The 24,524-nt window shown below is 63.8% G+C and carries 24 protein-coding genes; 12 read left to right on the forward strand and 12 right to left on the reverse strand.

What is annotated here, in order from left to right:
- Window positions 1-209: 209 nt before the first annotated feature.
- The 5 genes from BUC08_RS06490 to BUC08_RS06510 form a co-directional block, all read right to left on the reverse strand.
- Window positions 210-3,263, reverse strand: coding sequence for an efflux RND transporter permease subunit (locus BUC08_RS06490; protein ID WP_037925037.1), 3,054 nt, complete (start codon window positions 3,261-3,263; stop codon window positions 210-212).
- Window positions 3,260-4,342 (reverse strand): efflux RND transporter periplasmic adaptor subunit, encoded by a 1,083-nt coding sequence (locus tag BUC08_RS06495; RefSeq protein ID WP_037925038.1) that lies wholly within the window; start codon window positions 4,340-4,342, stop codon window positions 3,260-3,262. The genes BUC08_RS06490 and BUC08_RS06495 overlap by 4 nt, the downstream gene beginning before the upstream one ends.
- Entirely contained in the window at window positions 4,339-5,445 is a 1,107-nt protein-coding gene (locus tag BUC08_RS06500; protein WP_051694207.1) for an efflux RND transporter periplasmic adaptor subunit, read from the reverse strand. Before BUC08_RS06500 ends, BUC08_RS06495 begins: the two co-directional genes overlap by 4 nt.
- Entirely contained in the window at window positions 5,418-5,858 is a 441-nt protein-coding gene (locus tag BUC08_RS06505) for a MarR family winged helix-turn-helix transcriptional regulator (protein WP_051694209.1), read from the reverse strand. Before BUC08_RS06505 ends, BUC08_RS06500 begins: the two co-directional genes overlap by 28 nt.
- Before the next feature lie 144 nt (window positions 5,859-6,002).
- On the reverse strand, window positions 6,003-6,569 hold the full coding sequence (locus tag BUC08_RS06510; protein WP_037925042.1) for a hemerythrin domain-containing protein: 567 nt from the start codon (window positions 6,567-6,569) through the stop codon (window positions 6,003-6,005).
- A gap of 228 nt (window positions 6,570-6,797) precedes the next feature.
- Between BUC08_RS06510 and BUC08_RS06515 the strand changes: the two genes are divergently transcribed.
- Together BUC08_RS06515 and BUC08_RS06520 are read left to right on the forward strand one after the other, a co-directional pair.
- Window positions 6,798-7,706: a lipid A-modifier LpxR family protein gene (locus BUC08_RS06515; protein ID WP_037925044.1), complete on the forward strand. Its 909-nt coding sequence runs from the start codon at window positions 6,798-6,800 to the stop codon at window positions 7,704-7,706.
- 112 nt (window positions 7,707-7,818) lie between these two features.
- A complete protein-coding gene (locus BUC08_RS06520; protein WP_037925046.1) occupies window positions 7,819-8,883 on the forward strand; it encodes a Hint domain-containing protein in 1,065 nt (354 codons plus the stop codon).
- A 53-nt stretch (window positions 8,884-8,936) separates the two neighbouring features.
- On the opposite strand, the gene BUC08_RS06525 is transcribed toward BUC08_RS06520, so the two are convergent.
- The 4 genes from BUC08_RS06525 to BUC08_RS06540 all read right to left on the reverse strand — a co-directional run bounded on the left by BUC08_RS06525 (window position 8,937) and on the right by BUC08_RS06540 (window position 11,488).
- The gene (locus tag BUC08_RS06525; RefSeq protein ID WP_037925049.1) at window positions 8,937-9,854 is read right to left on the reverse strand and encodes a sterol desaturase family protein; all 918 of its coding nucleotides are present in this window, start codon (window positions 9,852-9,854) and stop codon (window positions 8,937-8,939) included.
- Window positions 9,851-10,243: a hypothetical protein gene (locus BUC08_RS06530; RefSeq protein ID WP_037925052.1), complete on the reverse strand. Its 393-nt coding sequence runs from the start codon at window positions 10,241-10,243 to the stop codon at window positions 9,851-9,853. Before BUC08_RS06530 ends, BUC08_RS06525 begins: the two co-directional genes overlap by 4 nt.
- Window positions 10,244-10,320: 77 nt before the next feature.
- The gene (locus tag BUC08_RS06535) at window positions 10,321-10,791 is read right to left on the reverse strand and encodes a hypothetical protein (protein ID WP_037925055.1); all 471 of its coding nucleotides are present in this window, start codon (window positions 10,789-10,791) and stop codon (window positions 10,321-10,323) included.
- 124 nt (window positions 10,792-10,915) lie between these two features.
- The gene (locus BUC08_RS06540) at window positions 10,916-11,488 is read right to left on the reverse strand and encodes a TlpA disulfide reductase family protein (RefSeq protein ID WP_037925596.1); all 573 of its coding nucleotides are present in this window, start codon (window positions 11,486-11,488) and stop codon (window positions 10,916-10,918) included.
- A 22-nt stretch (window positions 11,489-11,510) separates the two neighbouring features.
- Here BUC08_RS06540 and argH point away from each other — a divergent pair, with 22 nt between their 5' ends.
- The 6 genes from argH to BUC08_RS06560 all read left to right on the forward strand — a co-directional run bounded on the left by argH (window position 11,511) and on the right by BUC08_RS06560 (window position 17,756).
- Entirely contained in the window at window positions 11,511-12,902 is a 1,392-nt protein-coding gene (gene argH, locus BUC08_RS06545) for an argininosuccinate lyase (protein WP_037925058.1), read from the forward strand.
- A complete protein-coding gene (locus BUC08_RS24760) occupies window positions 12,899-13,075 on the forward strand; it encodes a hypothetical protein (RefSeq protein WP_169741847.1) in 177 nt (58 codons plus the stop codon). Before argH ends, BUC08_RS24760 begins: the two co-directional genes overlap by 4 nt.
- The gene (locus tag BUC08_RS24765; protein ID WP_162179364.1) at window positions 13,075-13,245 is read left to right on the forward strand and encodes a hypothetical protein; all 171 of its coding nucleotides are present in this window, start codon (window positions 13,075-13,077) and stop codon (window positions 13,243-13,245) included. Before BUC08_RS24760 ends, BUC08_RS24765 begins: the two co-directional genes overlap by 1 nt.
- Window positions 13,245-13,562 (forward strand): DUF2834 domain-containing protein, encoded by a 318-nt coding sequence (locus BUC08_RS06550; protein ID WP_037925060.1) that lies wholly within the window; start codon window positions 13,245-13,247, stop codon window positions 13,560-13,562. Before BUC08_RS24765 ends, BUC08_RS06550 begins: the two co-directional genes overlap by 1 nt.
- A 287-nt stretch (window positions 13,563-13,849) precedes the next feature.
- Window positions 13,850-15,115, forward strand: coding sequence for a diaminopimelate decarboxylase (gene lysA, locus BUC08_RS06555; RefSeq protein WP_037925066.1), 1,266 nt, complete (start codon window positions 13,850-13,852; stop codon window positions 15,113-15,115).
- Window positions 15,116-15,167: 52 nt separating this feature from the next.
- Window positions 15,168-17,756, forward strand: a complete 2,589-nt coding sequence (locus tag BUC08_RS06560; RefSeq protein ID WP_037925069.1) for a TIGR02302 family protein — start codon at window positions 15,168-15,170, stop codon at window positions 17,754-17,756.
- A gap of 330 nt (window positions 17,757-18,086) precedes the next feature.
- On the opposite strand, the gene BUC08_RS06565 is transcribed toward BUC08_RS06560, so the two are convergent.
- The 3 genes from BUC08_RS06565 to BUC08_RS06575 all read right to left on the reverse strand — a co-directional run bounded on the left by BUC08_RS06565 (window position 18,087) and on the right by BUC08_RS06575 (window position 21,418).
- Window positions 18,087-19,061 carry a reverse transcriptase domain-containing protein gene (locus BUC08_RS06565; RefSeq protein WP_159436682.1) on the reverse strand — a complete coding sequence of 325 codons (975 nt, stop codon included), beginning with the start codon at window positions 19,059-19,061 and terminating at the stop codon, window positions 18,087-18,089.
- Window positions 19,062-19,195: 134 nt separating this feature from the next.
- Window positions 19,196-20,038 (reverse strand): retron St85 family effector protein, encoded by an 843-nt coding sequence (locus BUC08_RS06570; RefSeq protein ID WP_200796200.1) that lies wholly within the window; start codon window positions 20,036-20,038, stop codon window positions 19,196-19,198.
- Between the two features lie 588 nt (window positions 20,039-20,626).
- Window positions 20,627-21,418 (reverse strand): zinc-ribbon domain-containing protein, encoded by a 792-nt coding sequence (locus BUC08_RS06575; protein WP_037925077.1) that lies wholly within the window; start codon window positions 21,416-21,418, stop codon window positions 20,627-20,629.
- Between the two features lie 162 nt (window positions 21,419-21,580).
- Here BUC08_RS06575 and BUC08_RS06580 point away from each other — a divergent pair, with 162 nt between their 5' ends.
- The 4 genes from BUC08_RS06580 to BUC08_RS06595 are packed head-to-tail and all read left to right on the forward strand — an operon-like array spanning window position 21,581 to window position 24,499.
- Window positions 21,581-22,258 carry a cell division ATP-binding protein FtsE gene (locus BUC08_RS06580; RefSeq protein WP_037925079.1) on the forward strand — a complete coding sequence of 226 codons (678 nt, stop codon included), beginning with the start codon at window positions 21,581-21,583 and terminating at the stop codon, window positions 22,256-22,258.
- Complete coding sequence (locus tag BUC08_RS06585; protein WP_037925081.1) at window positions 22,255-23,163, forward strand: cell division protein FtsX; 909 nt, start codon at window positions 22,255-22,257, stop codon at window positions 23,161-23,163. Before BUC08_RS06580 ends, BUC08_RS06585 begins: the two co-directional genes overlap by 4 nt.
- Window positions 23,160-23,897 carry a lysophospholipid acyltransferase family protein gene (locus BUC08_RS06590; protein ID WP_037925085.1) on the forward strand — a complete coding sequence of 246 codons (738 nt, stop codon included), beginning with the start codon at window positions 23,160-23,162 and terminating at the stop codon, window positions 23,895-23,897. The genes BUC08_RS06585 and BUC08_RS06590 overlap by 4 nt, the downstream gene beginning before the upstream one ends.
- Complete coding sequence (locus BUC08_RS06595; protein ID WP_037925089.1) at window positions 23,897-24,499, forward strand: pyridoxamine 5'-phosphate oxidase family protein; 603 nt, start codon at window positions 23,897-23,899, stop codon at window positions 24,497-24,499. The genes BUC08_RS06590 and BUC08_RS06595 overlap by 1 nt, the downstream gene beginning before the upstream one ends.
- Window positions 24,500-24,524: the final 25 nt, after the last annotated feature.

A 24,524-nucleotide genomic window follows, 5' to 3' on the forward strand; every position in this document is an offset into this window, starting at 1 on the left:
CTGAGAAGATGAGTTTTCCGTCCTCAACTTGCCACCTTTGGCGGCGACTAGCAAATAGAGAAAAATTGCCCACAACCAATTGCCGACGTTGATACATCTTGCAGGATCTGTGTACTTGGCCTCAAACTGGAATATCACCGCACCCCCACGCGAACAACCGCTTCCCCACCGAAGTCACCTAACCCCCCAAAGACCAAAGCCCCCCAACATCACCCCTCACGCGCCTCCGCATCCGGCTTCACATTGAACACCGCCAGATACAGCGCCGGCACAAACAACAGCGTCACAATCGTGCCCACGATAATCCCCCCCATCATCGCAAAGGCCATCGGCCCCCAGAAAATCTGCCGCGAGATCGGGATCAACGCGAGGCTCGCCGCCGCCGCCGTCAGCAGGATGGGACGCGCGCGGCTGTCGCTGGCCTCGAAAACGGCAGCCCAGGCCGTGCGCCCCTTTTCGCGCAGCACTTCGATTTCATGCACCAGGATGATCGAATTGCGGATCAGGATACCGACCAGCGCCAGCACACCCAAAATCGCCACAAAGCCCAGCGGCGCGCCCGACAGCAACAGCGCCGCCACCACACCGATCAGCCCCAGCGGGGCCGCGCACAGCACGACAAAGCTCAACCGGAAGCTTTGCATCTGGATCATCACCAGAACCAGCATCAGCATCAGCATCAGCGGCATGACCGATGCAATCGGGCCCTGGCTTTCCGCACTGGACTCAACCGACCCGCCAACAACCACCGCATAGCCAAAGGGCAGGGCGGCACGGAAGGCTTCCACCTGATCGGACAGCGCGTTGACCACCGTGGCCGGTTGGTCGTTGGTGGAAATCGCACTCATCACGGTGACGGTCGGCATCCGGCCCCGCTGGTACAGCACGGGTTGCTCGGTGTCATATTCGAACGTGGCCACCGATTGCAGCGGTATCCGCACGTTGTTCGACGTGTTCAGCTGCAACTCGCGCAGATCCTCGACGGACTGGCGGGCATCGTCATCGCCACGGGCAACGATGTCGATCAGATAGGCCTGATCGCGCAATTGCGTGACCCGTGCCCCCACATAGATCGCATTCAGCGCCGATGCGATGTCCGAGGACGACACCCCAAGCTGGCGTGCCTTGTCCTGCAACAGGTTCACCCGCACCACCCGCGCCGGTTCGTTCCAGTCCATGACCGTCCCTTGGGTGCGCGGATCGGACGACACCAGCGCCGCCAGCTCGCGGCCCAGGTCCCGCACGCGGTCAATGTCCGGCCCGCTCAGGCGGTACTGCACGGGGCGGCCAACCGGCGGGCCAACCTCCAGCAGTTTGACAAAGACATCGGTGCCGGGGAACGCATCCTTGGCATAGGTTTCGATGTCACTGCGCAGCGCGTCCCGCGCCGCGACACCCGGCGTCTGGATCACGATCTGCGCGGTGTTCGGGCTGGGCGTCACGACGTCATAGGCCAGGATGAACCGCGGCGCGCCACGTCCCACATAGGACGAATGGAACAGCACGTTGTCGTTGCCCTCCAGATGCGCCTCCATCTTCTCGACCTGCGCCTGTGTTTCGGCAATCGACGTGTTCTGCGGCAGCGTCATGTCGACGATCAGCTCGGGCCGGTCCGAACTGGGGAAAAACTGGTTCTCCACCGACCCCAAGCCCACGACCGACACGCCAAAGACCACCACCGTTGCAACAATCGTCACCCAGCGAAACCGCATCGCCCCGCGCAGCACCTTGTGAAACGCGCCCCGCACGCGGCCCGGTGTCTCGTCGTGGTGCTTCCATTTCGACGGCAGAAAGGTCACGCCCAGCAGCGGCGCAAACAGCACCGCCACGATCCAGCTGACCAGCAGCGACACGGCAATCACCACGAACAGCGAAAAGGTAAACTCCCCCGCCGACGACGAATTCAACCCGATGGGAATAAAACCCACGACGGTGACCAGCGTGCCCGACAGCATCGGAAAGGCGATCGAGGTCCACGCGTAAGACGCCGACTTCACCAGCGTCTCGCCCCGTTCCAGCCGCGAAATCATCGTCTCGATGGCGATCATCGCATCATCCACCAGCAGCCCCAGCGCAATGATCAGCGCGCCCAGCGAAATCCGTTGCAGGGTAAAGCCAAGGTAGTTCAGGATCACGAAGGTGATCGCCAGAACCAGCGGAATGGTCAGCGCCACGACAAACCCCGCGCGCATCCCCAGGCTGACAAAGCTGACCGCCAGAACGATCAGGATCGCCTCGACCAGCGCCTGGATGAAATGACCCACGGCCTCGTCCACCACATGCGGCTGGTCCGCGACCTGGTGGATCTCGATCCCCACGGGCAGGTCAGCCTGCGCCTGTGCGATGACCTTGTCCAGTTCCGCGCCGAAATCGACGATATTGGCCCCCGACCGCATCCCCACCGCCAGGCCGATGGCCTCTTGGGCGTTGTAATGGAACAGCTCGGACGGCGGGTCCTCATAGCCCCGGTGAATGTCCGCCACATCGGTCAGCCGGAAAAACCGCCCGTCCACCCGCAGGTTGATGTCCGCCAGGCTTTCGGCATCCGTAAACTGCCCGCCGATCCGCACCATCACCCGCTCGGGGCCTGCGTCGATCACACCGCTGGGCAGGATCGCGTTCTGCGCCGCCAGCGTCGATTGCACCGCCTGCTGGTTCAGCCCAAGGGCGGCCAGCCGCTCGGTGGAATATTCCAGGTAAACCACCTCGTCGCGCGTGCCAAAGATCTCGATCTTGCCGGAATCGTCCAACTGCTGAATCGCGCGCCGCGTCCGTTCGACATAATCGCGCACTTCGCGCGGACTGAACCCGTCCGAGGTAAAGGCATAAAGGTTGCCGAACACATCGCCAAAGTCGTCGTTGAACTGAAACCCCGAGAACCCTTCCGGGAAATCGCCCCGGATGTCGGCCATCATGTTGCGGACCTTCTGCCAGGTCTGCGTCAGCTTCTCGCCGCGCACCGTGTCCAGCAGGTTGACATAGATGATCGCCTCGCCCGGTCGGGTCACGGACCGTGTGAAATCAAGCTCGGGCAGGTCTTCCAGCTTTTTCTCGATCCGGTCCGTGACCTGAAGCCGCGTTTCCTCGACATCGGCACCCGGCAGGGATGTGGCGATCACCATCGTCTTGATGGCAAAGTTGGGGTCTTCCTCGCGGCCAATGGTGGTATAGGCAATCGCGCCCGCAACGATCGACACGATCATCAGGAACCACACGAATGACCGGTGTTGCAGCGCCCAGTCGGACAGGTTGAAACGGTTCATTGGGACACGCTTGGGCCAACGGTCTGGCCCTCCTTCAAAGAATGGATACCTTTGGTGATGATCTCGTCACCGGCCGTGATGCCACCCGTGACGCGCACACGTGGCCCGAATTGCTTGCCCAGTTCCACCGGCGTGCGGTGTACCGTTCCGGTGGCCCCATCGGCGGCACGGGTCACGGTCCAGACGGCGGGGCTGCCCTTGGGGTCCAGAATGGCGCTGGCGTCCAGGATGATGTCCAGCCGCGCCGTGGTGGCCGGGGCAATATGGACCAGCGCGCCCAGCCGAAAGCCGTCGGGCGGGTCCTGCAGGGTCAGATGCACCCGGCGTGTCCGCGTCGAGGCGGCCGCGACCGGATCAATCCGGCGCAACGAGGCCTGCGCGGTCACATTGGGGTTGGCGGCCAGCGCCACGTCGAACAACAGCCCCTCGTTCAGCGCGGCGGCATCCCGTTCGATGACATCCAGCGTGATCTCGCGCATCTCGGTGCCCGCCAGAACCACGACCGCCTCGCCTGCGGTGACCGACGCACCGGCCTCGGCATTGGTCTGGATGATGACACCGTCCTGCGGCGCGGTCAGCGTGGCAAAGCCGCGAATGTCCTGCGCCTGTGCCAGCGCGGCACGCGCCTGCTCGACGGCGGCGATGGCGGCGGTCAACCCGCGTTCGGCGTCTTCCAGACGGGTGGCGCTGTCGGTCCCGCGGCTCAGCAACTCGCGGGCGCGGTTCTCGGCGTCGCGGGCGGCCCGCAACTGCGCGTTGGCCACTTGGACGCCTGCTTCGGCGGCCCGCACGTCGGCGTCCAGATCCTCGGGGTCCAGCCGCGCCAGAACCGCGCCCTTGGTGACCAGGTCGCCGGTCTCCACCGGACGCTCGGCCAGGGTGCCCGCCAGCAGGAACCCAAGGTCGGTTTCCGTGCGCGCGCTGACCTGCCCGACAAAACGGTTCCGGTAGCCCGCGCGTTCATTCACCACCTGTGACACCACCGGGCGGGGCGTGTCCTGCACAAGGGCAAGCTCATCACTGGCAAAGGCGGGTGCGGCCAATGTGGCCAGCACCGTCAGGACAAGGGGCAGTCTCATTGGGGCTCTCCTGCGGCGCGCACGATCCGTCCGGGATACAGCAACTGCGCCCCGCGCGTGACGACCTGTTCGTTCTCTTCCAGTCCACCCGACAGGATGATCCAGCCGGTCTCGTAACGCTCGACGGTGATCGGACGCAGCGACACCGCCATCGTGTCGGGATCGACCACCCAGACCGCAGGCCCCTCCGCCGTGGCCGACATCGCGGTATAGGGCAGGGTGATGCGCGGCGCGTCGGTCACCGTGACCGTGCCGCGAATGGCGTCGCCATAGGTCAAATAGGGGTGGGAATCGTCGACCGTGATCTTCACCGCCACCGTGCCCGCCGCCGCATCCACCAGCGGCGACACCTCGCGCAGCGTGCCGGTGAAATGCGTGTCGGGCCGGTCGATCAGCGAAAGGTCGATGTCGCCGACGTCATGCGGCGTTGCCATCAGCACCTCGGGCATGTCGAACACCGCGTCAATCTGCCGGCCCAAGGCCAGTTCCAGAACCGGCTGCGCGGCCCCCACCACCTGGCCCGGCTCCGCCAGGCGCTTGATCACCGTCGCATTCGTCGGCGCGGTCAGCGTGGTGTCGTCCAGCGCACGCTGGGCGCGGTCCAGATCGGCGTTCGCCTGCGTCAGCGCGCCCTCGGCAATGCGCAGCGCGTCCTCGGCACTGTCGCGGCTGATCCGTGTGGTCGCGCCGCGCTCCAGCAGCGTGTCCTGACGGTCAAGGTCCTCGATGGCCTGCGTGTGATTGGCCTGCGCTGTCGACAGTCCCGCCTGCGCCGCACGCAGGGCCTGCGCCTGTTGCACGCTGTCCATCTGCGCCAGCACCGCGCCGCTTTCCACGTGATCGCCTTCTTCGACCTGCATCTGCGCAATGCGCCCGCCCGAAGGGAAAGAGGCCCGCAAGGTATCACGCGCCACCACCTCACCCGTCAGCGAAAAGGTCAGCGTTTGCGTGCTGCGCGTGGTGGTGAACAGCTCGACCGGCAGCGGCTCCTCTGCGTGGGCAAAAGGTGTCGCCAGCATCAACGCCGCACAAAGCGTCACCGCGTTCAGACCGCGCCCGACCCAGCCGTTCCCGATCATGGCGTCACCTCCCCAAAGCAGCATTCGCCCGTCATATTCTTCATCACCTTCTGCATCAGATTTACGAAAGTTTCGATGTCATCGGCATTCAGCCCGGTCAGCTCCTGGAACCCTTCGGTGGCCATCGTCCGCGCCTGCGCCTGCATCGTGCGCCCCGCCTCGGTCACCTCCAGCAACCAGGCGCGGCGGTCCTGGCGGTCGCGGTGACGCTGCAACAGCCCGCCCTGTTCCAGCCGGTCCGCCACTGCGGTCAGGGTCGAGCGCAGAACCTGAAGCTCCTCGGCCAGCGCGCCCATGCGCTTGGGCTCTGTCAGATGCATCAGAACCTTGATGTCATGACGCGACAGGTCCACCTGCGCCTCGAACGCCTGAACCCGCGCCTCAAGCGCCGCATTCAGCGTGCTGACGCTCATCATCAGAAATATCTCGTTCGACATCTTGATGCCTCGGGCAAGGGCGGACAGGTCCGCGCCGGTGAATATAGTTCAGCAAATGAAACTTTTTTCTTCGAAAGTAAATGGGTCAACCCGCCGACAGTGCCAGAATGTCTGTCGGCGGGCCGTTTTTTCAGCAGATGCCGCTTATCCGCGCAGCGCGTGGTGCAGGATCACCGGCACGGCCAGATCCTCCTCATCGCCCAGATGACGGTCAAGAAACGCACGGATCGCGCGGGTCTGGGTTTCCAGAATCCCCGCTTCCTCGCGGGCGGCAGTCTCGTCCAGTTGCACCAGCTTGATCACCCGGCTCCCGGTGCGCGAGAAATTCTCCAGCACCTGGTCCAGCGCCGCGTGGTCCTTTTCGAGGATCTCCAGCCCGACGTCAAAACGCGGGTCGGCCGCCGACAGTTCGGGAAAGAACGAACGGTCCTCGAAATGGTGATGCCCGTGCAGATTGCGCACCAGCGCCGTGCCATAGCGGCCCAGATGGTCGGCAAACCCGTCTGGATCGACGCCGCGATCCAGAAATCCCGTGGTCTGCGCGTGCAGGTGGTCCGACAGCACCCGGAACTTCTCATGCGCGCGCATCCACTCGCGGGTGGACTTGGCAAAATGCGGATTGGCCGCCCAGGCGTCACGTGGATACGCGTGCAGCAACGCAGTCATCTCGGCGGGCATATCGGTTGTACGGATGGGGATGAGATCGGTCATGGCGGTCTCCTTTCCCGACACCAGATAGGCAGGGGGCGGGTGATTTTGACCTGCACAGAAACGCACACAGACGGCGCATTGCGCGCACGCATCTTCGCGCCGACTGCGACCTTCAGGACACGGAAACAGTCTGTCGCGCAGGAAACGCCCCCACAGGCGTTTTCACGGGCGGCGGCTTTGCCTTAGAGGATAGACCAGCCGTGGGGGCACAGATGACGGGACGACACCATGTTCAAACACGCAGCTGCGGCGCTGATCGCGCTGTTGCCCCTTGGCGCCCACGCGCAAGACCTGACGCGGCTGGGCTACGGCTATCTGCTGACCAATGACTTTATCGGCGATGGCCAGGACCGCTGGCGCACCGGCTCGATTGCATCCTCGCGTGTCTGGGGCAGGGACTGGAACGGCGCGCGCCCCGCAGGGTTTGGCGACCTGATCGAACTGCGGCTGGGGGCCGAAATCATCGCCCCCGACAATCTGGAAAACCCCGATCCCGCAGACCGCCCCTATGCCGGTGCGCTGTCGGTGGGCCTGCACAGCCACTTCCAAAACCGCGGCCTTGACCTCAGCGTCGGCGGCGATCTGGTCTTCGTCGGCCCCTCCACGGGCCTCGACGGGGTCCACAACGCCCTGCACAGCGCCGTGGGCGGCCCCGACATCTCGGACGCGGCGCGCGACGGCCAGATCGGCAACGGCATCTATCCCACCGTGGTGGTCGAGGCGGCGCGCAGCTTTGGATTGGGCGACAGCGTCCTGCGCCCCTTCGTCGAAGGACGCGCCGGGGCCGAAACCATGGTGCGCGCGGGCTTTGACATGCGCTGGGGCGGACTGGAGCAGGGGGCGCTTCTGGTGCGTGATCCGGTCAGCGGCCAGCAATACCGCGCCATCGACGGCGGAGCGGCGGGCCTTGGCTTTGTGCTGGGGGCGGACGTGGCCCATGTCGCCGACAGCGTGTTCCTGCCCGACGACCGCGGCTATGACCTGCGCAACACACGGGTGCGGGCGCGCGCCGGGGTGGAATGGCGCAATGACACCGGCGGCGGGGTTTTCTACGGCCTCAGCTACCTGGGCGAGGAATTCGAAGGGCAGGGCGAAGGCCAGTTCGTCGGCAGTTTTCGCGCCCACTTCCGGTTCTGAATGAGGTTGATCCTGCAACAGTCTGCAACACAACGAAAATAAACCCTATGCGGAACGAATCAGTTTTGATAGCCTGCCTTCAATAAAAAACGAAGAGGCAGGCAAGCAGGCAATGGGAACGGGCTTTCGTGGCACGTTTGTCATCTCCTGGTCGCAAACAGAAATAGACGGTCTTGAGGCCGCTCCGATGCAGTCCCTCAACGTAGGGGCGGCGTGGTCATGGTGTGGCGATCCCGTGCGCGTGGATGGGCCGTCGGATATTTTGCGACTGGACGGTGCAGACGGTTCAGAGAATCTGCGCAAGCGGGCGGCACGTATGGTGCATCGGCTCGTGGGCGCAGCTTTGGATTACACACCAGCAGACAAGGTCGCGTGGGACGATGCCGCGCCGCTTCTGGACAGCAGTTTTGTTGTCACGGACGGCGCCCGCACCTTCACCGTCACGCTGATCGAAGTGGGACGCGGGGCGCAGCCCTTGCTGATGTTCCTCAACGACATTCCTCCGCGCAACTCTGACCTGTGGGTGGTCCACCACACGCTGGGCGCCAACCGGGGCAACCCCACGGGACGCGATGCAGGCGGGGTCATCTGCTTTACCCCCGGCACCCGCATCAGAACACCCGACGGCCCGCGCCTGATCGAGGACCTGCGCGAAGGCGACCTGGTCCAGACCAAGGACAGCGGCGCGCAGCCCATCGAATGGGTCGGCAGCCGCCCCATGACCGGCGCACGCCTGTTCGCAATGCCGCACATGCGCCCCATCCGCATCCGGGCAGGGGCGCTGGGCGTCGAACGCCCCGACGACTCGCTTCTGGTCTCGCCCGAGCACCGGATGCTGTTGCAGGGCGACGTGGCACAGGCGCTGTTCAACACCTCCGAAGTGCTGGTCGCCGCCAAGGACCTGATCAACGGGCGCACCATCACCGTGGACTTGCAGGTGCCGAACACCACCTACGTGCACCTGATGCTGCCCAGTCACGAAATCCTGTGGGCCAACGGGGTTGAGACAGAAAGCTTCCACCCCGCCAGCACGGCCCTGACCACGCTGGCCTCGGATGACCGCGCCCGACTGCTGGAACGGTTCCCCGATCTGGACTACGACCCGCACATCTATGGCCGCTTTGCCCGGCGCAACCTGTCCGCATCCGAAGCGGCAATCTTGCGCCACGCGGCCTAGGCGGGCGCGCTCCCCCCTGTCCCCCCGGGATATTTACCGGCCAAAAGAACGGCTCAGGAGAACCCCGGGGTGCCTGCGTCATCGGGGCTGCGGGCAAGGTGCTTGGCCTTGATCGCCTGCGACGTGTCGCGGCTGCCGTCGTGGCTGTAGCCGGGGGCGGCAAAGGCGTATTTCAGGCGCTCTGAAACCGTCAGGCCGGGTTGGGTCACATCACGCCAGATGCCGATCCATTCGTGAAAGGCCACGCGCAGCGGGTTGAACGTGCCCAGGTTCTGCACCAGCCCATAGTCGGGCCTGTCGCTGTCCAGCTCGGGCACGAAGGTGCCGAACATCCTGTCCCATATGATGAAAACGCCCGCATAATTCGCATCCAGATAGCGCGCGTTGCGCCCGTGGTGCACGCGGTGGTGGCTGGGGGTGTTCATCACCGCCTCGACCCAGCGGGGCAGGCGGGTGATGGCCTCGGTGTGAATCCAGAACTGGTAGATCAGGTTCAAACCGCCCACGAACAGCACCATCGCGGGGTGAAACCCCAACAGGATCAGCGGCGCGCGCACGATCATCATAAAGGTGAACGTGCCCGTCCACGTCTGGCGCAGCGCCGTGGTCAGGTTGTAGTGCTGCGACGAATGGTGGTTCACATGGCTGGCCCAGACCCAGCGGATGCGGTGGCCAAACCGGTGCACCCAGTAATAGCGCAGATCGTCCAGCACAAAGCACAACGCGATCACCCACAGGCTGTTGCCCAGATCCAGCGGCGTCAGCGCCCAAAGCCACATGAAGAACCCGTAGGCCACAAACCCCAGCAGAATGCCCGAGGCCACATTCCCCGCCCCCATCAGCAACGAGGTCAGCGCGTCGCGCGTCTCGTACCGGCCGCCGCGCCCCTTGATCACGATCCATGCCAGCTCGACCGCGATGGCCACGATAAAGAAGGGCACCGCCAGCTGGACGACATCGGGATAGATCATGTTGGCTCTCCTGTCAGGGCGGCGCGCCATGTCTGGCGTTCGGTGTCTGTCAGCCGCAGGGTGATGTGCGGGGCCGCAGGGTCGCGCAGGCGCACCTGCAATCCCTGCGCGGTGTCGGTCAGCCGGGGGGCGATCAGGCGGCGTGCCGTGGTGTCGGCCCCCACCGCCCAGACCAGCCCCGCACCCTGCGCCGTCCGGACCAGCGCGGCGCGCCCCGAGGCGGCGACGCTGATCTGCTCCGGCACGGCGTCGGGATACTCCCGCAGCCACCCCGCCCGCGCGCGGCCTTCCGTCAGCGGCGGAATGCGCGACAGGCCCAGCAGGTGTAGTACCAGCGCAATGCCGCCAATCCCGCCCGCAACAAGGATCAGCAAAACAGATAAAGGCACCGCCGTGGCCCTCCCTTGCCCGTTGGTTGCAGGCATATCAGCGGGTGCAGGGGCGGTGCGTCAAGTGCGGCGTCGGGTCAACCGGACCTTGGAGGCGTCTGCCGCCTGTCTGTGGTCCCGGGGATATTGTCCGTTGCCATGTCGCGGATCAGGACATGCGCCTCCGGCGAAAGCGCCAGAAAGTCCACGACTTCGTCCAATGTGCGAAAGGTGGCAGTCAGAATCAGGGGATCGTCGCCCACCAGCGTCATGAACATCCGCCCCATGCCAAAGCCCAGGTCATCCGGTGCCAGCAGCGCAAGCCGCAGCGGAATCCCGATGTCCTGACGCTGTGCCTTCAGGCTTTCGGCCAGCAGGATCACCTCGGAATGGGTCAGCTCATTCTCTTCGGTGCCGCGAAAGTCCTGCAAGACATCAAAAGACGGGTCATAATCGGGGGCATTTTGGACAAGATCCCGCGCGGCGAAAATCTCGTGCCGCAACAGGCTGCCCCAATATCGCTGCCAGATCAGACGGTATTCGGGCAGGATAAGGCTTTTTGTCGGCACGATCGTTCACTCGTCACTGGAAACACAATGGTATACCAGTACCATAAGTTGCATTCTCGATCTGCCGTCAACCCGCGATGCTCGTTACCTCGCGGCGCGCATCCGACTGCCTGTTATATGTGCCTCAACCGCCCGGCGCGGCCTGTCCGGTCAGCGCCGCGATGATCGCCTTGGCGCTGTCCGAATCCCACTCCGCATCGCCGCGCAAACGGGCGACTTCACGGCCTTCGGGATCGATGATCACGGTGATCGGCAGCCCGAAAATGCCCATCTGGCTGGCCACCGCCTGTTTCGGGTCCTGGTGGCGGGGCAGGTTGTCCACGTTGATCTCGTCAAAGAACTTCTTGATGCCCTCGGGCGCATTGCGCCCCGTGGCCAGCGTCAGCACCTCGAAGTCATCGCCGCCGAATTCGGCTTGCAGCGCGGACAGCATCGGCATTTCCTTGCGGCACGGTGCGCACCACGTCGCCCAGAAGTTCAGCAGGACCCACTTGCCGCGATACGCCTCCAGCGTCGCCTCGCCGCCGCCGTCCTCCAGCTGGAAGGCCGCCGTAGAGGTGGCCTGGGGGCTGTCATGGAACACCAGCTTTTTCATCGACCCGTCGCGCAAGGCCGCTGCGGCCTGAACATCGGCCATGGCAGTATTTGCACCCAAGGCAAGGGCCGTATACACGAGCGCAGCAAAGAGTTTCTTCATATTCCCTCCAAAGGTCCAAACCATGACAGACAAGACTGCAAACACCATGTGGGGCGGCCGCTTTGCCGCAGGGCCGGACGCGATCATGGAGGCGATCAACGCCTCGATCGGGTTCGATCAGCGGATGGCGGCGCAGGACATTGCAGGCTCGCGCGCCCATGCCGCGATGCTGGGCGCGGTGGGCATCATCAGTCCTAACGATGCCGACACCATTCGGGAAGGGCTGCTCACGGTCTTGTCAGAGATCGAAGGCGGAACCTTCCAGTTCTCCACCGCCCTCGAAGACATCCACATGAACGTCGAGGCGCGCCTGAAAGAGGTGATCGGCGAACCCGCAGGCCGCCTGCACACCGGCCGCAGCCGCAACGACCAGGTGGCGACCGATTTCAAACTGTGGGTCCGCGACCAGTTCGACGCCGCCGAAAGCGGCCTGCTGGCGCTGATCGACGCGCTGCTGGCACAGGCCGAGGCGGGGGCCGATTGGGTCATGCCCGGCTTTACCCACCTGCAAACAGCACAGCCCGTCACATGGGGCCACCACATGATGGCCTACGTCGAAATGCTGGGCCGCGACCTCAGCCGTGTGCGGGATGCCCGCGCGCGCATGAACGAAAGCCCGCTGGGCGCGGCAGCCCTGGCCGGCACGTCCTTTCCCATCGACCGCGACATGACGGCACAGGCGCTGGGCTTTGACCGCCCCGCCGCCAACTCGCTGGACGCGGTCAGCGACCGCGACTTTGCGCTGGAATTCCTCGGCGTTGCCAGCATCTGCGCCATGCACCTCAGCCGCTTTGCCGAGGAACTGGTGATCTGGTCGTCGGCCCAGTTCCGCTTTGTCACCCTGTCCGACCGCTTCAGCACCGGCTCGTCGATCATGCCGCAAAAGAAAAACCCCGACGCCGCCGAGCTGATCCGCGCCAAGGTGGGCCGGATCATGGGCGCCAACGTCGGCCTGATGATGGTGATGAAAGGGCTGCCGCTGGCCTATTCCAAGGACATGCAGGAAGACAAGGAACAGGTCTTCGACGCCGCCGACAACTGGATGCTGGCGCTGGCCGCGATGGAGGGCATGGTGCGCGACATGACCGCCAACCGCGAAAGCCTCGCCGCCGCCGCCGGGGCCGGTTTCAGCACCGCCACCGATCTGGCCGACTGGCTGGTGCGGGTGCTGGGCATGCCCTTCCGCGACGCCCACCATGTTACCGGTTCGCTGGTCGCCATGGCCGAGGCCAAGGGCTGCGATCTGCCCGACCTTACCCTGTCGGACATGCAATCGGTGCACGGCGACATCACGAATGCTGTCTTTGACGTCTTGGGGGTGCAAAACTCGGTAAATTCGCGTATGTCTTACGGCGGTACGGCCCCCGCGCAGGTGCGCGCACAGGCCGAACGCTGGCGGGAGCTTTTGAAATGATCCGAACTGTGGCTGTCCTCTCCCTCATGGCCCTCGCGGCCTGTGGTGCCGATGGCGAACCGGTGCAACCGACGATGAACGCGGGCGTGACCCTGGGCACATCCGGTGTCGGCACCCATGTGGGGCTGGGCCTGCGCAAGGGGCCGTTTTCGGTGGGATACCGGGTGAAATGATGCGGGCATTTGCATGTCTGGCGCTGATCGCCGCGCTCGCGGCCTGTGATCCCGGAACATCCGGCAACGGGCCGCAGGATGCGCCCACCGACCGCCAGCAACCTTCGGTGACAGAACCGGGGGTGCATGTCTCGGGCTATGCCAAGGTCGGCGTGGTGAAAACCTTCTGATGTCGCCGCTGCGGATCGCCTATCTTGCGCTGGCCATCTGGGGCGCGATGCACCCGATGTACTGGTTCCTCGCGTGGTTCCGCGAGAACGGCTACAGCCTTGGCCGGATGGTCGACGCGTGGCACGCCAACGCCGCCTCCAGCGGTCTGGTCTGGGACCTGACCATCGCCGCCATCGCCCTGACCGTCTGGATCTGCGCCGAGGTCCGCGTGCGCCGCAACTGGATCGCCCTGCTGGCCATCCCCGCGACGTTCTGCATCGGGGTCAGCTGCGGGCTGCCGCTGTACCTGTTCCTGCGCACGCGCCCGGTGACCTGAGAGGGCGGCGGAACGCTCCAACCACCCACCAAAGCCCGGAGTCAAGGCACGCAGTGCCGCCGGGCAGCGCCCGACCGCCCCATGGGCGGGCGCTTTCTCACCGTCTTGCGCCAATTCACCCACACGCCAAAGATCAGAAATAAAGTGGTCGCCACTGACGTCCCGATGCCCACCCGCGGTCAGGCGCTGCCCTGTGTGGGAAGGTCCGACTGCCAAACCCCACATCTCTAGCGCACCGCACACAAACCACGATTGATCCCGCCCCCGCGCTGGATTAAGCGTCACCCATGGATCACTTTCTGTACAAAAATGGCGTCCTGCACGCCGAAGACGTCCCCGTGGCCGATATTGCCGCCGCCGTGGGCACGCCGTTCTACGTCTATTCCACCGCCACCCTGCTGCGCCACTTCCGCCTGTTCGACGAGGCACTCGATGGCATGGACCACCTGGTCTGCTACGCGATGAAGGCCGCCAGCAATCAGGCGATCCTGAAAACGCTGGGCGATGCAGGGGCGGGCATGGACGTGGTCTCGGGCGGTGAATACCGCCGTGCCCGCGCCGCAGGCATCCCGGGCGACCGCATCGTGTTCAGCGGCGTCGGCAAGACAGCCGACGAAATCCGCACCGCGCTTGCGGGTGGCATCCGCCAGTTCAACGTCGAATCCGAACCGGAAATGGAAGTGCTCAGCGCCGTGGCCCTCAGCATGGGCAAGGTCGCCCCCATCACCATCCGCGTGAACCCGGATGTCGACGCGAAAACCCACGCCAAGATCGCCACCGGCAAATCCGAGAACAAATTCGGCATCCCCATCGCCCGCGCCCGCGCCGTCTATGCCCACGCCGCCAGCCTCGCGGGGCTTGAGGTGATCGGCATCGACGTGCACATCGGCAGCCAGCTCACCGATCTTGCCCCCTTCGAGGCCGCCTATCAAAAGGTCGCGGACCTGACCGAACAGCTGCGCGCCGACGGCCACAACATCCGCCGTCTGGATCTGGGCGGCGGCCTGGGCATCCCCTACGAGCGCACCAACGCCGCACCACCGCTGCCCACCGACTACGGCGCCATGGTCAAACGCACGCTGGGCCACCTGAATTGCGAGATCGAGATCGAACCGGGCCGGCTGATCGCGGGCAACGCGGGCCTGATGGTCAGCAAGGTGATCTACGTGAAATCCGGCGAAGGCCGCGATTTCCTGATCCTCGACGGCGCGATGAACGACCTGATCCGCCCCGCGATGTACGACGCCTATCACGACATCATCCCGGTGATCGAACCCGCACCGGGCACCGAACAGCAACCCTATGACATCGTAGGCCCCGTCTGCGAATCCGGCGACACCTTTGCCAAGCAGCGGATGATGCCGCCGCTGGCCGCAGACGACCTTGTGGCCTTCCGCAGCGCCGGTGCTTATGGCGCGGTTATGAGCAGCGAGTACAATTCGCGCCCCCTGATCCCCGAAGTTCTGGTGAAAGGTGATCAATTCGCGGTTATTCGCCGACGTCCAAGCTATGAAGAAATGATAAATCGCGATACCATCCCAGAATGGGTGTGACCTGACCGCGTGACGCCCTATGTCATACCCCAGTATGAGGTAACGTCGACACATGGCCAATTCATCCCGACCTGACACCCCTGCGGGCTTGCGCGCCTTGCGCTGGCCCTTGCGGCTGACATGGGCGGGGATGCTGGCCGAGAACCTGTCGCGGGCGCTGTGGCCCTTGCTGGCGGTGGTCTTTGCCGTGCTGGCGATGCTGATGCTGGGCCTGCAAGACATCGTGATGATCGAGGTCGTCTGGAGCGTGGCCGTCGTCAGCACCCTCGCGGGCCTTGGCGCACTGGTCTACGCCTTCCGACAGTTCCGCCTGCCGACCCGCGCGCAGGCACTGGCGCGGCTGGATGCCAGCCTGCCGGGGCGTCCCATTCAGGCGCTGATGGACGATCAGGCCATCGGACAGGGCGATGCTGCCTCGGCGGCGGTCTGGGCCGCGCACCAGAAACGCATGGCCGCGCGCGCGGCGCAGGCCCGCGCCGTGCCGGGCGATTTGCGCGTGGCCCGCTTTGATCCCTTTGCATTGCGCTACGTGGCCCTGCTGGCCTTTGTCATGGCGCTGCTCTTCGGGTCGATCTGGCGCGTCGGCTCGGTCACCGAGATGACACCCGGCGGCGGCGGACTGGCCACCGGCCCCGTGTGGGAAGGCTGGGCCGAAAGCCCGCGTTACACCGGATTGCCCACGATCTACCTCAACGACATCCCCGAGGGACCGCTGAAACTGCCCGTCGGCAGCCTGATCACCATGCGTCTCTACGGCGAGGTCGGGGCGCTGACCGTCTCGGAAACCGTCTCGGGCCGCAAGGGCGACGTCCCGCCCGCATCCGGCGCGGCCCATGACTTTACCGTCGCGCAAAACGGCAGGATCTCGGTGGGCGGCCCCGGCGGGCGCACATGGCAGGTGGCCGTGGTGCCGGACGACGCCCCCCAGGTGCAGATCCTGGACGATCCCACCAGTGCCGCGCTGGGCGAGATGACGTTGCCCTTTGCCGCCAGCGACGACTATGGCGTCGAGGCAGGCGAGGTGCGCATCGCGCTGGACCTGCCCCGCGTCGACCGGATCTATGGGCTGACCCCTGCGCCCGAGGACCGCCCCGAAATCATCGTGCCGCTGCCCATGCCCATCGCCGGCGACCGCGCCGCGTTCGAGGAAAACTTCGTCGAGGATTTCTCGGAACACCCCTGGGCCAACCTGCCGGTGACCATCACCCTCAGCGTGCTGGACGCCGCCGAACAGCAAAGCCAGTCGGACCCGCGCGAAATCACCTTGCCCGGCCGCCGCTTCTTTGACCCGCTGGCCGCCGCCATCATCGAAATGCGCCGCGACCTGCTGTGGAACCGCACCAACGCCGAACGCAGCGCGCAAATCCTGCGCGCCGTCAGCTACCAGCCCCAGGAGGTCTTCCGCAAGGAAACCCAGTACCTGCAACTGCGCCACGCCATCCGCAAGATGGAAACACTGGCCCACTACGGCATCAACGACGAACAGCAACAGGCGCTGGCCGACGACCTGTGGGACCTGGCGATCGACCTGGAAGAGGGCGACCTCGCCGACGCGCTGGACCGGATGCGTCAGGCACAGGAACGGCTGGAACAGGCCATGCGCGAAGGCGCCTCCGAAGCCGAGATTGCCGAGCTGATGAACGAACTGCGCCGCGCCACCGAGGATTACCTGAAACAACTGGGCCAGCAGGCACAGCGCGAGGCCGAACAGAACGGCGGCCAGCAGCCCGACCAGCAGGACGGCATGCAGATGACGCAGGACGACCTGCAAAAGATGATGGACCGCATCCAGGAGCTGATGGAACAGGGCCGCATGGCCGAGGCCGAAGAGGCGCTGAAAGAGCTTCAGGAAATGATGGAGAACATGCGCGTCACCCAAGGGCAGGGCCAAAACGGCCAAAGCCCCGGCGAACAGGCGATGGAAGGTCTCTCCGAAACCCTGCGCGATCAACAGGGCCTGAGTGACGAGGCATTCCGCGACCTGCAGGAACAGTTCAACCCCAATGCCCAGGCCGGCGAAAGCCAGGGCAACCAGGGCCGCAACGGCGGTCAGGGCCGGGGCCAGGAGCACAGCCAGGGCCAGGGCGGCGAAGGTGAAGGCAGCGAAGGCGCGCAGAACGGCGACCAGCAGGGCGACCAGCAGGGCGGCGGCTCACTCGCCGACCGCCAGCAGGCCCTGCGCGATGAGCTCAGCCGCCAGCAGGGCAACATGCCCGGCGCCGGCACCCCCGAAGGCGACGCCGCCCGCGAGGCGCTGGACCGCGCCGGCCGCGCCATGGAACGCGCCGAAGAGGCGCTGCGCGACGGTGACAACGCCGGCGCCATCGACAATCAGGCCCAGGCCATGGAGGCCCTGCGCGAAGGCATGCGCGCCCTGGGCGAGGCGATGGCGCAGGAAGAACGCGAACGCCAGCCGGGGCAGGGCACAGCCCAGGGCGACCAACGCGCCGAAGCCCGCGATCCCTTGGGCCGCACCCCGGGCGCCAACGGCGGCACCGGCACCGACGAGGGCCTGCTGCAAGGCGAAGACGTCTACCGCCGCGCCCGCGAACTGCTCGACGAAATCCGCCGCCGCTCGGCGCAAGGAGAACGCCCGCAGGTCGAACTGGATTACTTGGAGCGCCTGCTGGACCGGTTCTGACGGGGGGACACCTCAACCGTCCGCACCGAACCACCAATCCGCGCATCACCGGGCCGAGGTGCGGCCCGCCCTGTCCGACTGAACAACCAAGCCGCGCACCGCCGGGCCGAGGTGCGGCGCTCCAACCTCAGTGCCTGCCACTTTATAGCAGCCAAACACCTCCCACCGACCTGTTCCGCGCAACAGCAGCCAAATCGCCGTGCCGTGGGGCGGCCCGGCGATGCGCGGCGGCCTGCGGCCTTGTCCCGCGCGGGGGGAAGGCGGAGAGGGTTGTTCGTGGCGTTCTGCATAGAGGATCGGTTGGTGGAAGTTCTGCCGGGTGGTCTTGCCCTATTTGCTTTGATACGTGTCGTGGATTCTCAAGCGCGCCTCATTATCCAAAATTGCGCGATACTGTGTGTAGGTATCATCTCGTCCATAGACGCATTTATACCATTCGATGATGCCACGCAGCTTCTCTCGGTTTTCGTGCGCCCAATGAATGTTCCTTGATGCCTTGAAAAACATCGACCTATAGATACGACGCTGGCTTCCCGGAATCTTTGGCTTCTCGCCATGCGTCAGGAGACCCAAAGTCGTTCGAGGCAAGCCTTTGGGGTGGTATTTGGTTTTTTTATTGTTTGCAGTAAAGCCACCATCCTCGATTACCTTTGAGAGGTAGGCGGTCAGCTTAGGATGATTGAAATTCTTCTCTTTATGGAAAAATATGTCGTCACTATACCTTAGGTATTTCACCTCCCAAGTGGCCGCCAGTCTTTTCAAGCGAAAATCAATACCTCGCATTATCAAATTTGACAATGCTGGACTTGTTGGAGCACCTTGAGCCAAGCGATCCGCGAACGTGGTTAGTCGAGCAAGGATAAAGGACGCCGAATCTGAGAAATCAAGAGCTTTAAAGAGCCCCAAAACCCTCACGAAGGTGATAGATGGAAAAAAATCTTCAATATCCATCTTTAACACAGCTCGACCGGGGCAAAATTCTCTGGCTGCCGTTAGAATTGATCGAGCAGGCACGTACGAGTGAACACACTCGTCAACCGGGAATTCGGACAGAATCTTCTTGTTGATAGCCCGCTGGACGCCTTTTAATTCTGAAATGGGAATGTCTAGCTTCCGAAGTTTCGTCGGATCGGAGTTTTTCGGAATTTCAATCGAGACGTAGCACCTGTCCGGGTCTTCGACCAAGTAGAAAATGTGCTGCGGAGCAAATCCCAAGTAGTCAGCGATAGACGCTAAGTCTTGGCAATCGTCCGCAGCACCCATTCCTACTTCTTCTCTCTCTCGATGCCATGCAATAAAGCGCATGCGAGGAAATCCTCGGATCGGTTTATTGCATGGCAGGCTTCTGCGTACTTCGCGTGCCCGCAACGATAACATTGCGTCTCCCCCTAGGGGGAATTGCTAGGAATGCGACAACTCTAACTGAGCTGAGGATAACGTCAAGCCGCTGCTAACCTCTTGGATCGAGTTTTGCTAATCGCTGTGGAGCTAAACGGTTCCAATAGATCATCCGCGAAACCATTCACTGAGCGGTAGCGTCCAGAGCCAACCTTTTCGATCTTCCCAGCTTTGTAGAGTCCGTGGAGGGCGGAGTTCAATTGATCGGGGTGAAGTCCAGAAGATAGCAGTAGCTCAGCGTAGCTTGGTCTTTCACCGGCCAAAACTGAAATTAAGGTTGTCGCCATCTGATATTGGTTTCGGATCGGTTTGATATAGGTTGAATAATTCGTCATTGTTGGATGATAGCGAAACATCGTGTTTTTCAGGTAGTCAAAACGGTGCAAATACTGAGCATATTTAAAAAACGTAAGCGGGTATCTGACGCGATCTAACATCTCGTCTTCATTGTCTGCATCAAAGTAAATCACACTGTTAGGGTTGAGCCGGGTGAGCAAGCTCAGCGGTCCTCTCGAAATATAACTCTCTGCGCGGTAGAAGCGCCCAGACAGTAAGACAATAAGCCGCTCTCTGATTCCACGGAGCTGTGTGAATGTCCCGAGTTCAGCAATGGAGCCGGGAGATTCTAGAATTAGAAGTGTGAAGTCAACGTCGTGTGCGAACCGGACTTCGAGTGTTTGCAGATCAGTTGACTGCTTTTTGTAATTTCTTTGATTCTCAATTTCTTCACCGTAAAGGGCTTTGACATTTGGTATTTTCTGAAGTGCATCACGCGCCATATCTCGAACTGCTATCCCATCGGACGAATACCCCGGGCCACAAACAAACACGCGAGACGAAACATTCTGCGCCGCTGTTTTGAGAAGTGTTGGCTGAATTATCAAAGCGCTTTCCGATCAGTTCGCATGAAGAGAATAGTGGAAATTTTAGAGATGGCTATCGCAATGTTCCGCGACGAGAGGGCATGTCCGAGACGCTTCTTACCTTTCCCCGAGTTTTGCTTTGACGGCAGTTAGGGACTGAGAGCTTCTGCTAGACGTAATTGATGGCTCTTGGCCGATCATGCCTTGCGCACGTGTCGCTGTCCACGAGTTTTCACAGGTCGCTCCCCACGCATTCCTGACGTTCGATCACAGCACATCATTTCGACACCCAGCGTGGGAAAGCGCTCATACAAGGGGGGCAGCAATAAACCTCTGCGGATCGACACCGCGAGCCAACAGAATTTCCACCCACCCTCAAAAAATTCACTGAATTTTTTCGGCGCAAATTGCCGCACCCGCACGGCCCCCTGACATTTCGTACGCATCTGCCCCGAATATGTACAACACCGCCAAAACGAACCCAAGACGCGCCTTTCGGGCAGGCGCATCTTGTACAGGATCGGTTGGATTATGTACGCACGCCACCCCGACAGCCCCGCGCGGGCCGTCCGGTTAACACAGCGCACGCCCGGTTAACCTTGGCTGACCCTAGGCGCCCGCCGTCGTGTCCAGCCACATCAACAGGCTGGTCACATGACTGTCCAGCCAGACCCGCGCCTGGTCCACCGTGCCGACATATCCGGTCATCACAGGCTCCAGCGCAGGCACTGCGGCCACGATCTGGGGGCTGTAGACATAGATCAGCGTCAACACTGCAACTATCAGTAAAGACGTGAAAAATCCGCGCCGGAACCCGCGTTTCCTGCGCTCGCGCACAGGGGCATCGGGGGCCGGGTCGCCCTTGGCAATCTGGCGGTCTCCGGTGGACCGCAGGGTCGAATTGATCTCTTCGATGTCCGGCAGCAGGTCCCGTCGCGACCCCGCAGCCGCCGCCGTCGCAGCCGCATCGGACAAGGCGGGTTCCTGCCCCCGCATCCGCGCCATCCGCTCCCGCGCCTCCTGCGCCCGCCGCGCCGCTTCCTCGCTTTGGCCTTCGTCATCGCTGACGTCCAGACCCAGATCGGGTTGGGTTTCCAGCCCTTCGCTTTCGCGCACCCGCGCCTCGGCTTCGGCCTCGGCGCGCAGGATGTCCGATACGGCAGGGTCCAGCCTCCGGCGTTTCGGCTCGGGGGCCGGGACGCGTTCTTCTCCTTCGACCGGCAGATCCGGTTCGGGCGCCAGGGGGGCGGTGTCTTCGTCCTGTTCGGGGGGCATGTGGTCGGGATGATGCTGGAACCACGTCTGACCGCAGTCAGAGCATTGGACGTCACGCCCCTCGGACGGGATCACCTCGTCCGGCACCTCGTATTGCGCATCGCAATTTGGACATACTAGCCGCATGGCGTGTCGCACCGCATAAATTCACCCGTTCCTTGCCCTGATCCTCAGGATATGGTGTTGCGACTGCGCAGAAAAGTGCAATCTGCCCTCAACCCCCGTTGCAAGGCGCATTGAAACCGCACCGATGCTAAGGCACAACAGGTGCATCAAGCGGGGTGAGACGTGATCGAGCTAGAAAATGTGGCCTACAGCTACGGCGGGGGCGAATTGTTGTCGGATATTTCCGTCAAACTCGCGCCCGGATCTTTCCACTTTCTGACCGGGCCATCGGGGGCAGGCAAGACCACCCTGCTCAAGCTGTGTTACGGCGCGTTGTTGCCCACCGCGGGCACCGTGCGGCTGCTGGGCGCGGATGTGCGCACGCTTCAGCGTGACGATATCGCCATGCTCCGCCGCCGGATCGGGGTCGTGCACCAGGACGTGCAGTTCCTGGACCACCTGCCGGTTGCCGAAAACATCGCCCTGCCTCTGACCGTATCGGGACGGGGCGGCGCGGCGCAGGGCGACGACCTTGAGGAACTCATGGCCTGGGTCGGTCTGACCGGGCGGGCGCAGGGGCTGCCGCCCGAACTGTCAGGCGGGGAACGCCAACGCGCGGCGCTGGCGCGGGCGGTGATCATGTCGCCCGACGTGGTGCTGGCGGATGAACCCACGGGCAACGTCGACTGGGAGATGTCCCAGCGCCTGCTGCGCCTGCTGATCGAGCTGAACCGCATGGGCAAGACGGTGTTGATCGCCACCCATGACCTGTCGCTGATCCGCGCCGCCAAGGCACAGGTGCAGGCGCGGGTGCTGCGCATCGCCAACCGGCGCATCCAACTGGCGGGGGCGGACCTGTGAAGCTGAACCTGAACGCATTGCAATCGCTGACCCACAGCGACCGCCAGGCGGACCGCGTCGTGCCACCTTCGGGGTTTACCGCGCGGCTGACCCTGTTTGCAGCCGCCGCCATGGCCTTTCTGGCCGTGTTCGCACTTGCCCTGTCCATGGCCACGGGACGGCTTGCCAGCCAGTGGAGCGCCGAGCTGGCACGCACGGCGACGATCCGCATTGTCGCCCCGCTGGACCAGCGGGCCACGCAGACCGAGGCGGCATTGGCCGTGTTGCAAACCACCGCAGGCGTGCAAAGTGCGCGTGCGTTGAGTGACGAGGAACAGTCGGCCCTGCTGGCCCCGTGGTTCGGCCCCGAGGTTTCTCTGGACGGCCTGCCGGTGCCGCGCCTGATCGAGATCGTGGAAACAGCCGACGGCATCGACGCGGCAGGCCTGCGGTTGCGGCTGGCTGCCGAGGTGCCGGGCGCCGTGCTGGACGATCACAGCCGATGGCGCGCCCCGCTGGTCAAGGCCGCGTCGCGCCTGCGCCTGCTGGGCTGGGTTGCCACGGTGCTGATCGTGGCGACGGTGGCCGCGATGGTGACGCTGGCCGCGCAAGCCGCGCTGGCCGCCAATGCACAGGTGATCGCGGTGCTGCGTCTGGTGGGCGCGACCGACCGCTATATCGCCCAGGCCTTTATCCGCCGCTTTACATTGCGTGCGCTGGCCGGATCGGCGCTGGGTGTGGTCCTGGGTGTGATCGCGGTTGTCTTGATGCCCTCGGGGGGCAGTGAGATGTCGGGCTTTCTCACCGGATTGCGCTTTCAGGGACTGGGCTGGATCGTGCCGTTCCTGATCCCGCCGCTGACGGCTCTGGTCGCCTTTGCCGCCACGGGCGCGGCGGCCCGTCGCACATTGGAGAACCTGTCATGATCGCACTTCAATGGCTGCGCTCGCTGATCTTTGTGGCGCAAATCTATCTGGCGATGCTGGTGGTCGGCGTGGTCTTTGCGCCCTATGCGCTGTTCAGCCGGGCAGGTGCACGGGCGGCCTGCAAGACGTGGTGCAAATGGGTGTTCTGGACGGCGCGCTGGATGGTCGGCATCCGCACCGAAGTGCGCGGCGAGGTGCCCACAGGCGACGTTCTGATCGCGGCCAAGCACCAGTCGTTCCTGGACATCATGCTGATCTTTCACGCGGTGCCCAAGGGCAAGTTCATCATGAAACGCGAGATCCTGTGGACGCCGATCATCGGCCTCTATGCCAAGGGCATCGGCTGTATCCCCGTCGCACGCGGCAAGCGCGGTATTGCGATCAAGCAGATGGTGCGCGACGTGGATGCCGGCCGTCTGGAAGCGGGGCAGTTGATTATCTATTCCCAAGGCACGCGCGTCGCACCGGGGGTCAAGGCGCCCTACAAGGTCGGCACCGCCGTGCTGTACAACGAACTGGGCCAGCCTTGCGTGCCCGTGGCCACCAACGTGGGCGTGTTCTGGCCGCGCAAGGGCATCCTGCGCAAACCGGGGCTGGCAGTGATCGAGTTCCTGCCCGCCATGCCCGAAGGTCTGCCGCGCGAGGAATTCATGGCGACCTTGCAACAGACCGTCGAGGCGCGGTCGGACGCCCTGCTGGTCGAGGCGGGATTTGATGTGAAAAGGCTGGGTTGATGCAGTGGATCGAGACGGAAGATGCGCTTGAGACGCTTTATGGCACGCCCGGGCAACCTGCGTTGCGCAAGGTGTCGGACCACCTGACGCCGCTTTACCGCAAATGGATCATGGCCTCGCGGTTCTGTGTGCTGACCACTGTTGGCGCTGCGGGCACCGATGGCAGCCCGCGCGGGGATGACGGCCCCGTGGTGCTGGAACTGGACCCGCAGACCTTGGCTATGCCCGACTGGCGCGGCAACAACCGGCTGGATTCGCTGCGCAATATCGTGACCGACGGGCGCGTGTCGCTGATGTTCATGGTGCCGGGATCGAACACCGTGGTGCGGGTGAACGGGCAGGCGCGTCTGACCGATGACGCCGACCTGCGTGCGCGTTTTGCAGCGGGCAAGGCCACGCCCGCCACGGTGATCGTGATCCGCATCGCCGAGGTCTACACTCAATGTGCCCGCGCGGTGATGCGCGCGGACCTGTGGGCGCGCGACGACAGCGCAGACTTGCCGCGTCCGGGCGAGATCTTGGCCGAGGTGACGGACGGGGCCGAGGGCGGCGCGGCCTATGATGCCGCGTGGCCCAAGCGCGCGAGCGAGACGATGTGGTAGTTTGCGGGTTCGGGATGCGTAACAT

The sequence above is a fragment of the Pseudosulfitobacter pseudonitzschiae genome (assembly GCF_900129395.1).
In the GTDB taxonomy this organism is placed as follows: domain Bacteria; phylum Pseudomonadota; class Alphaproteobacteria; order Rhodobacterales; family Rhodobacteraceae; genus Pseudosulfitobacter; species Pseudosulfitobacter pseudonitzschiae.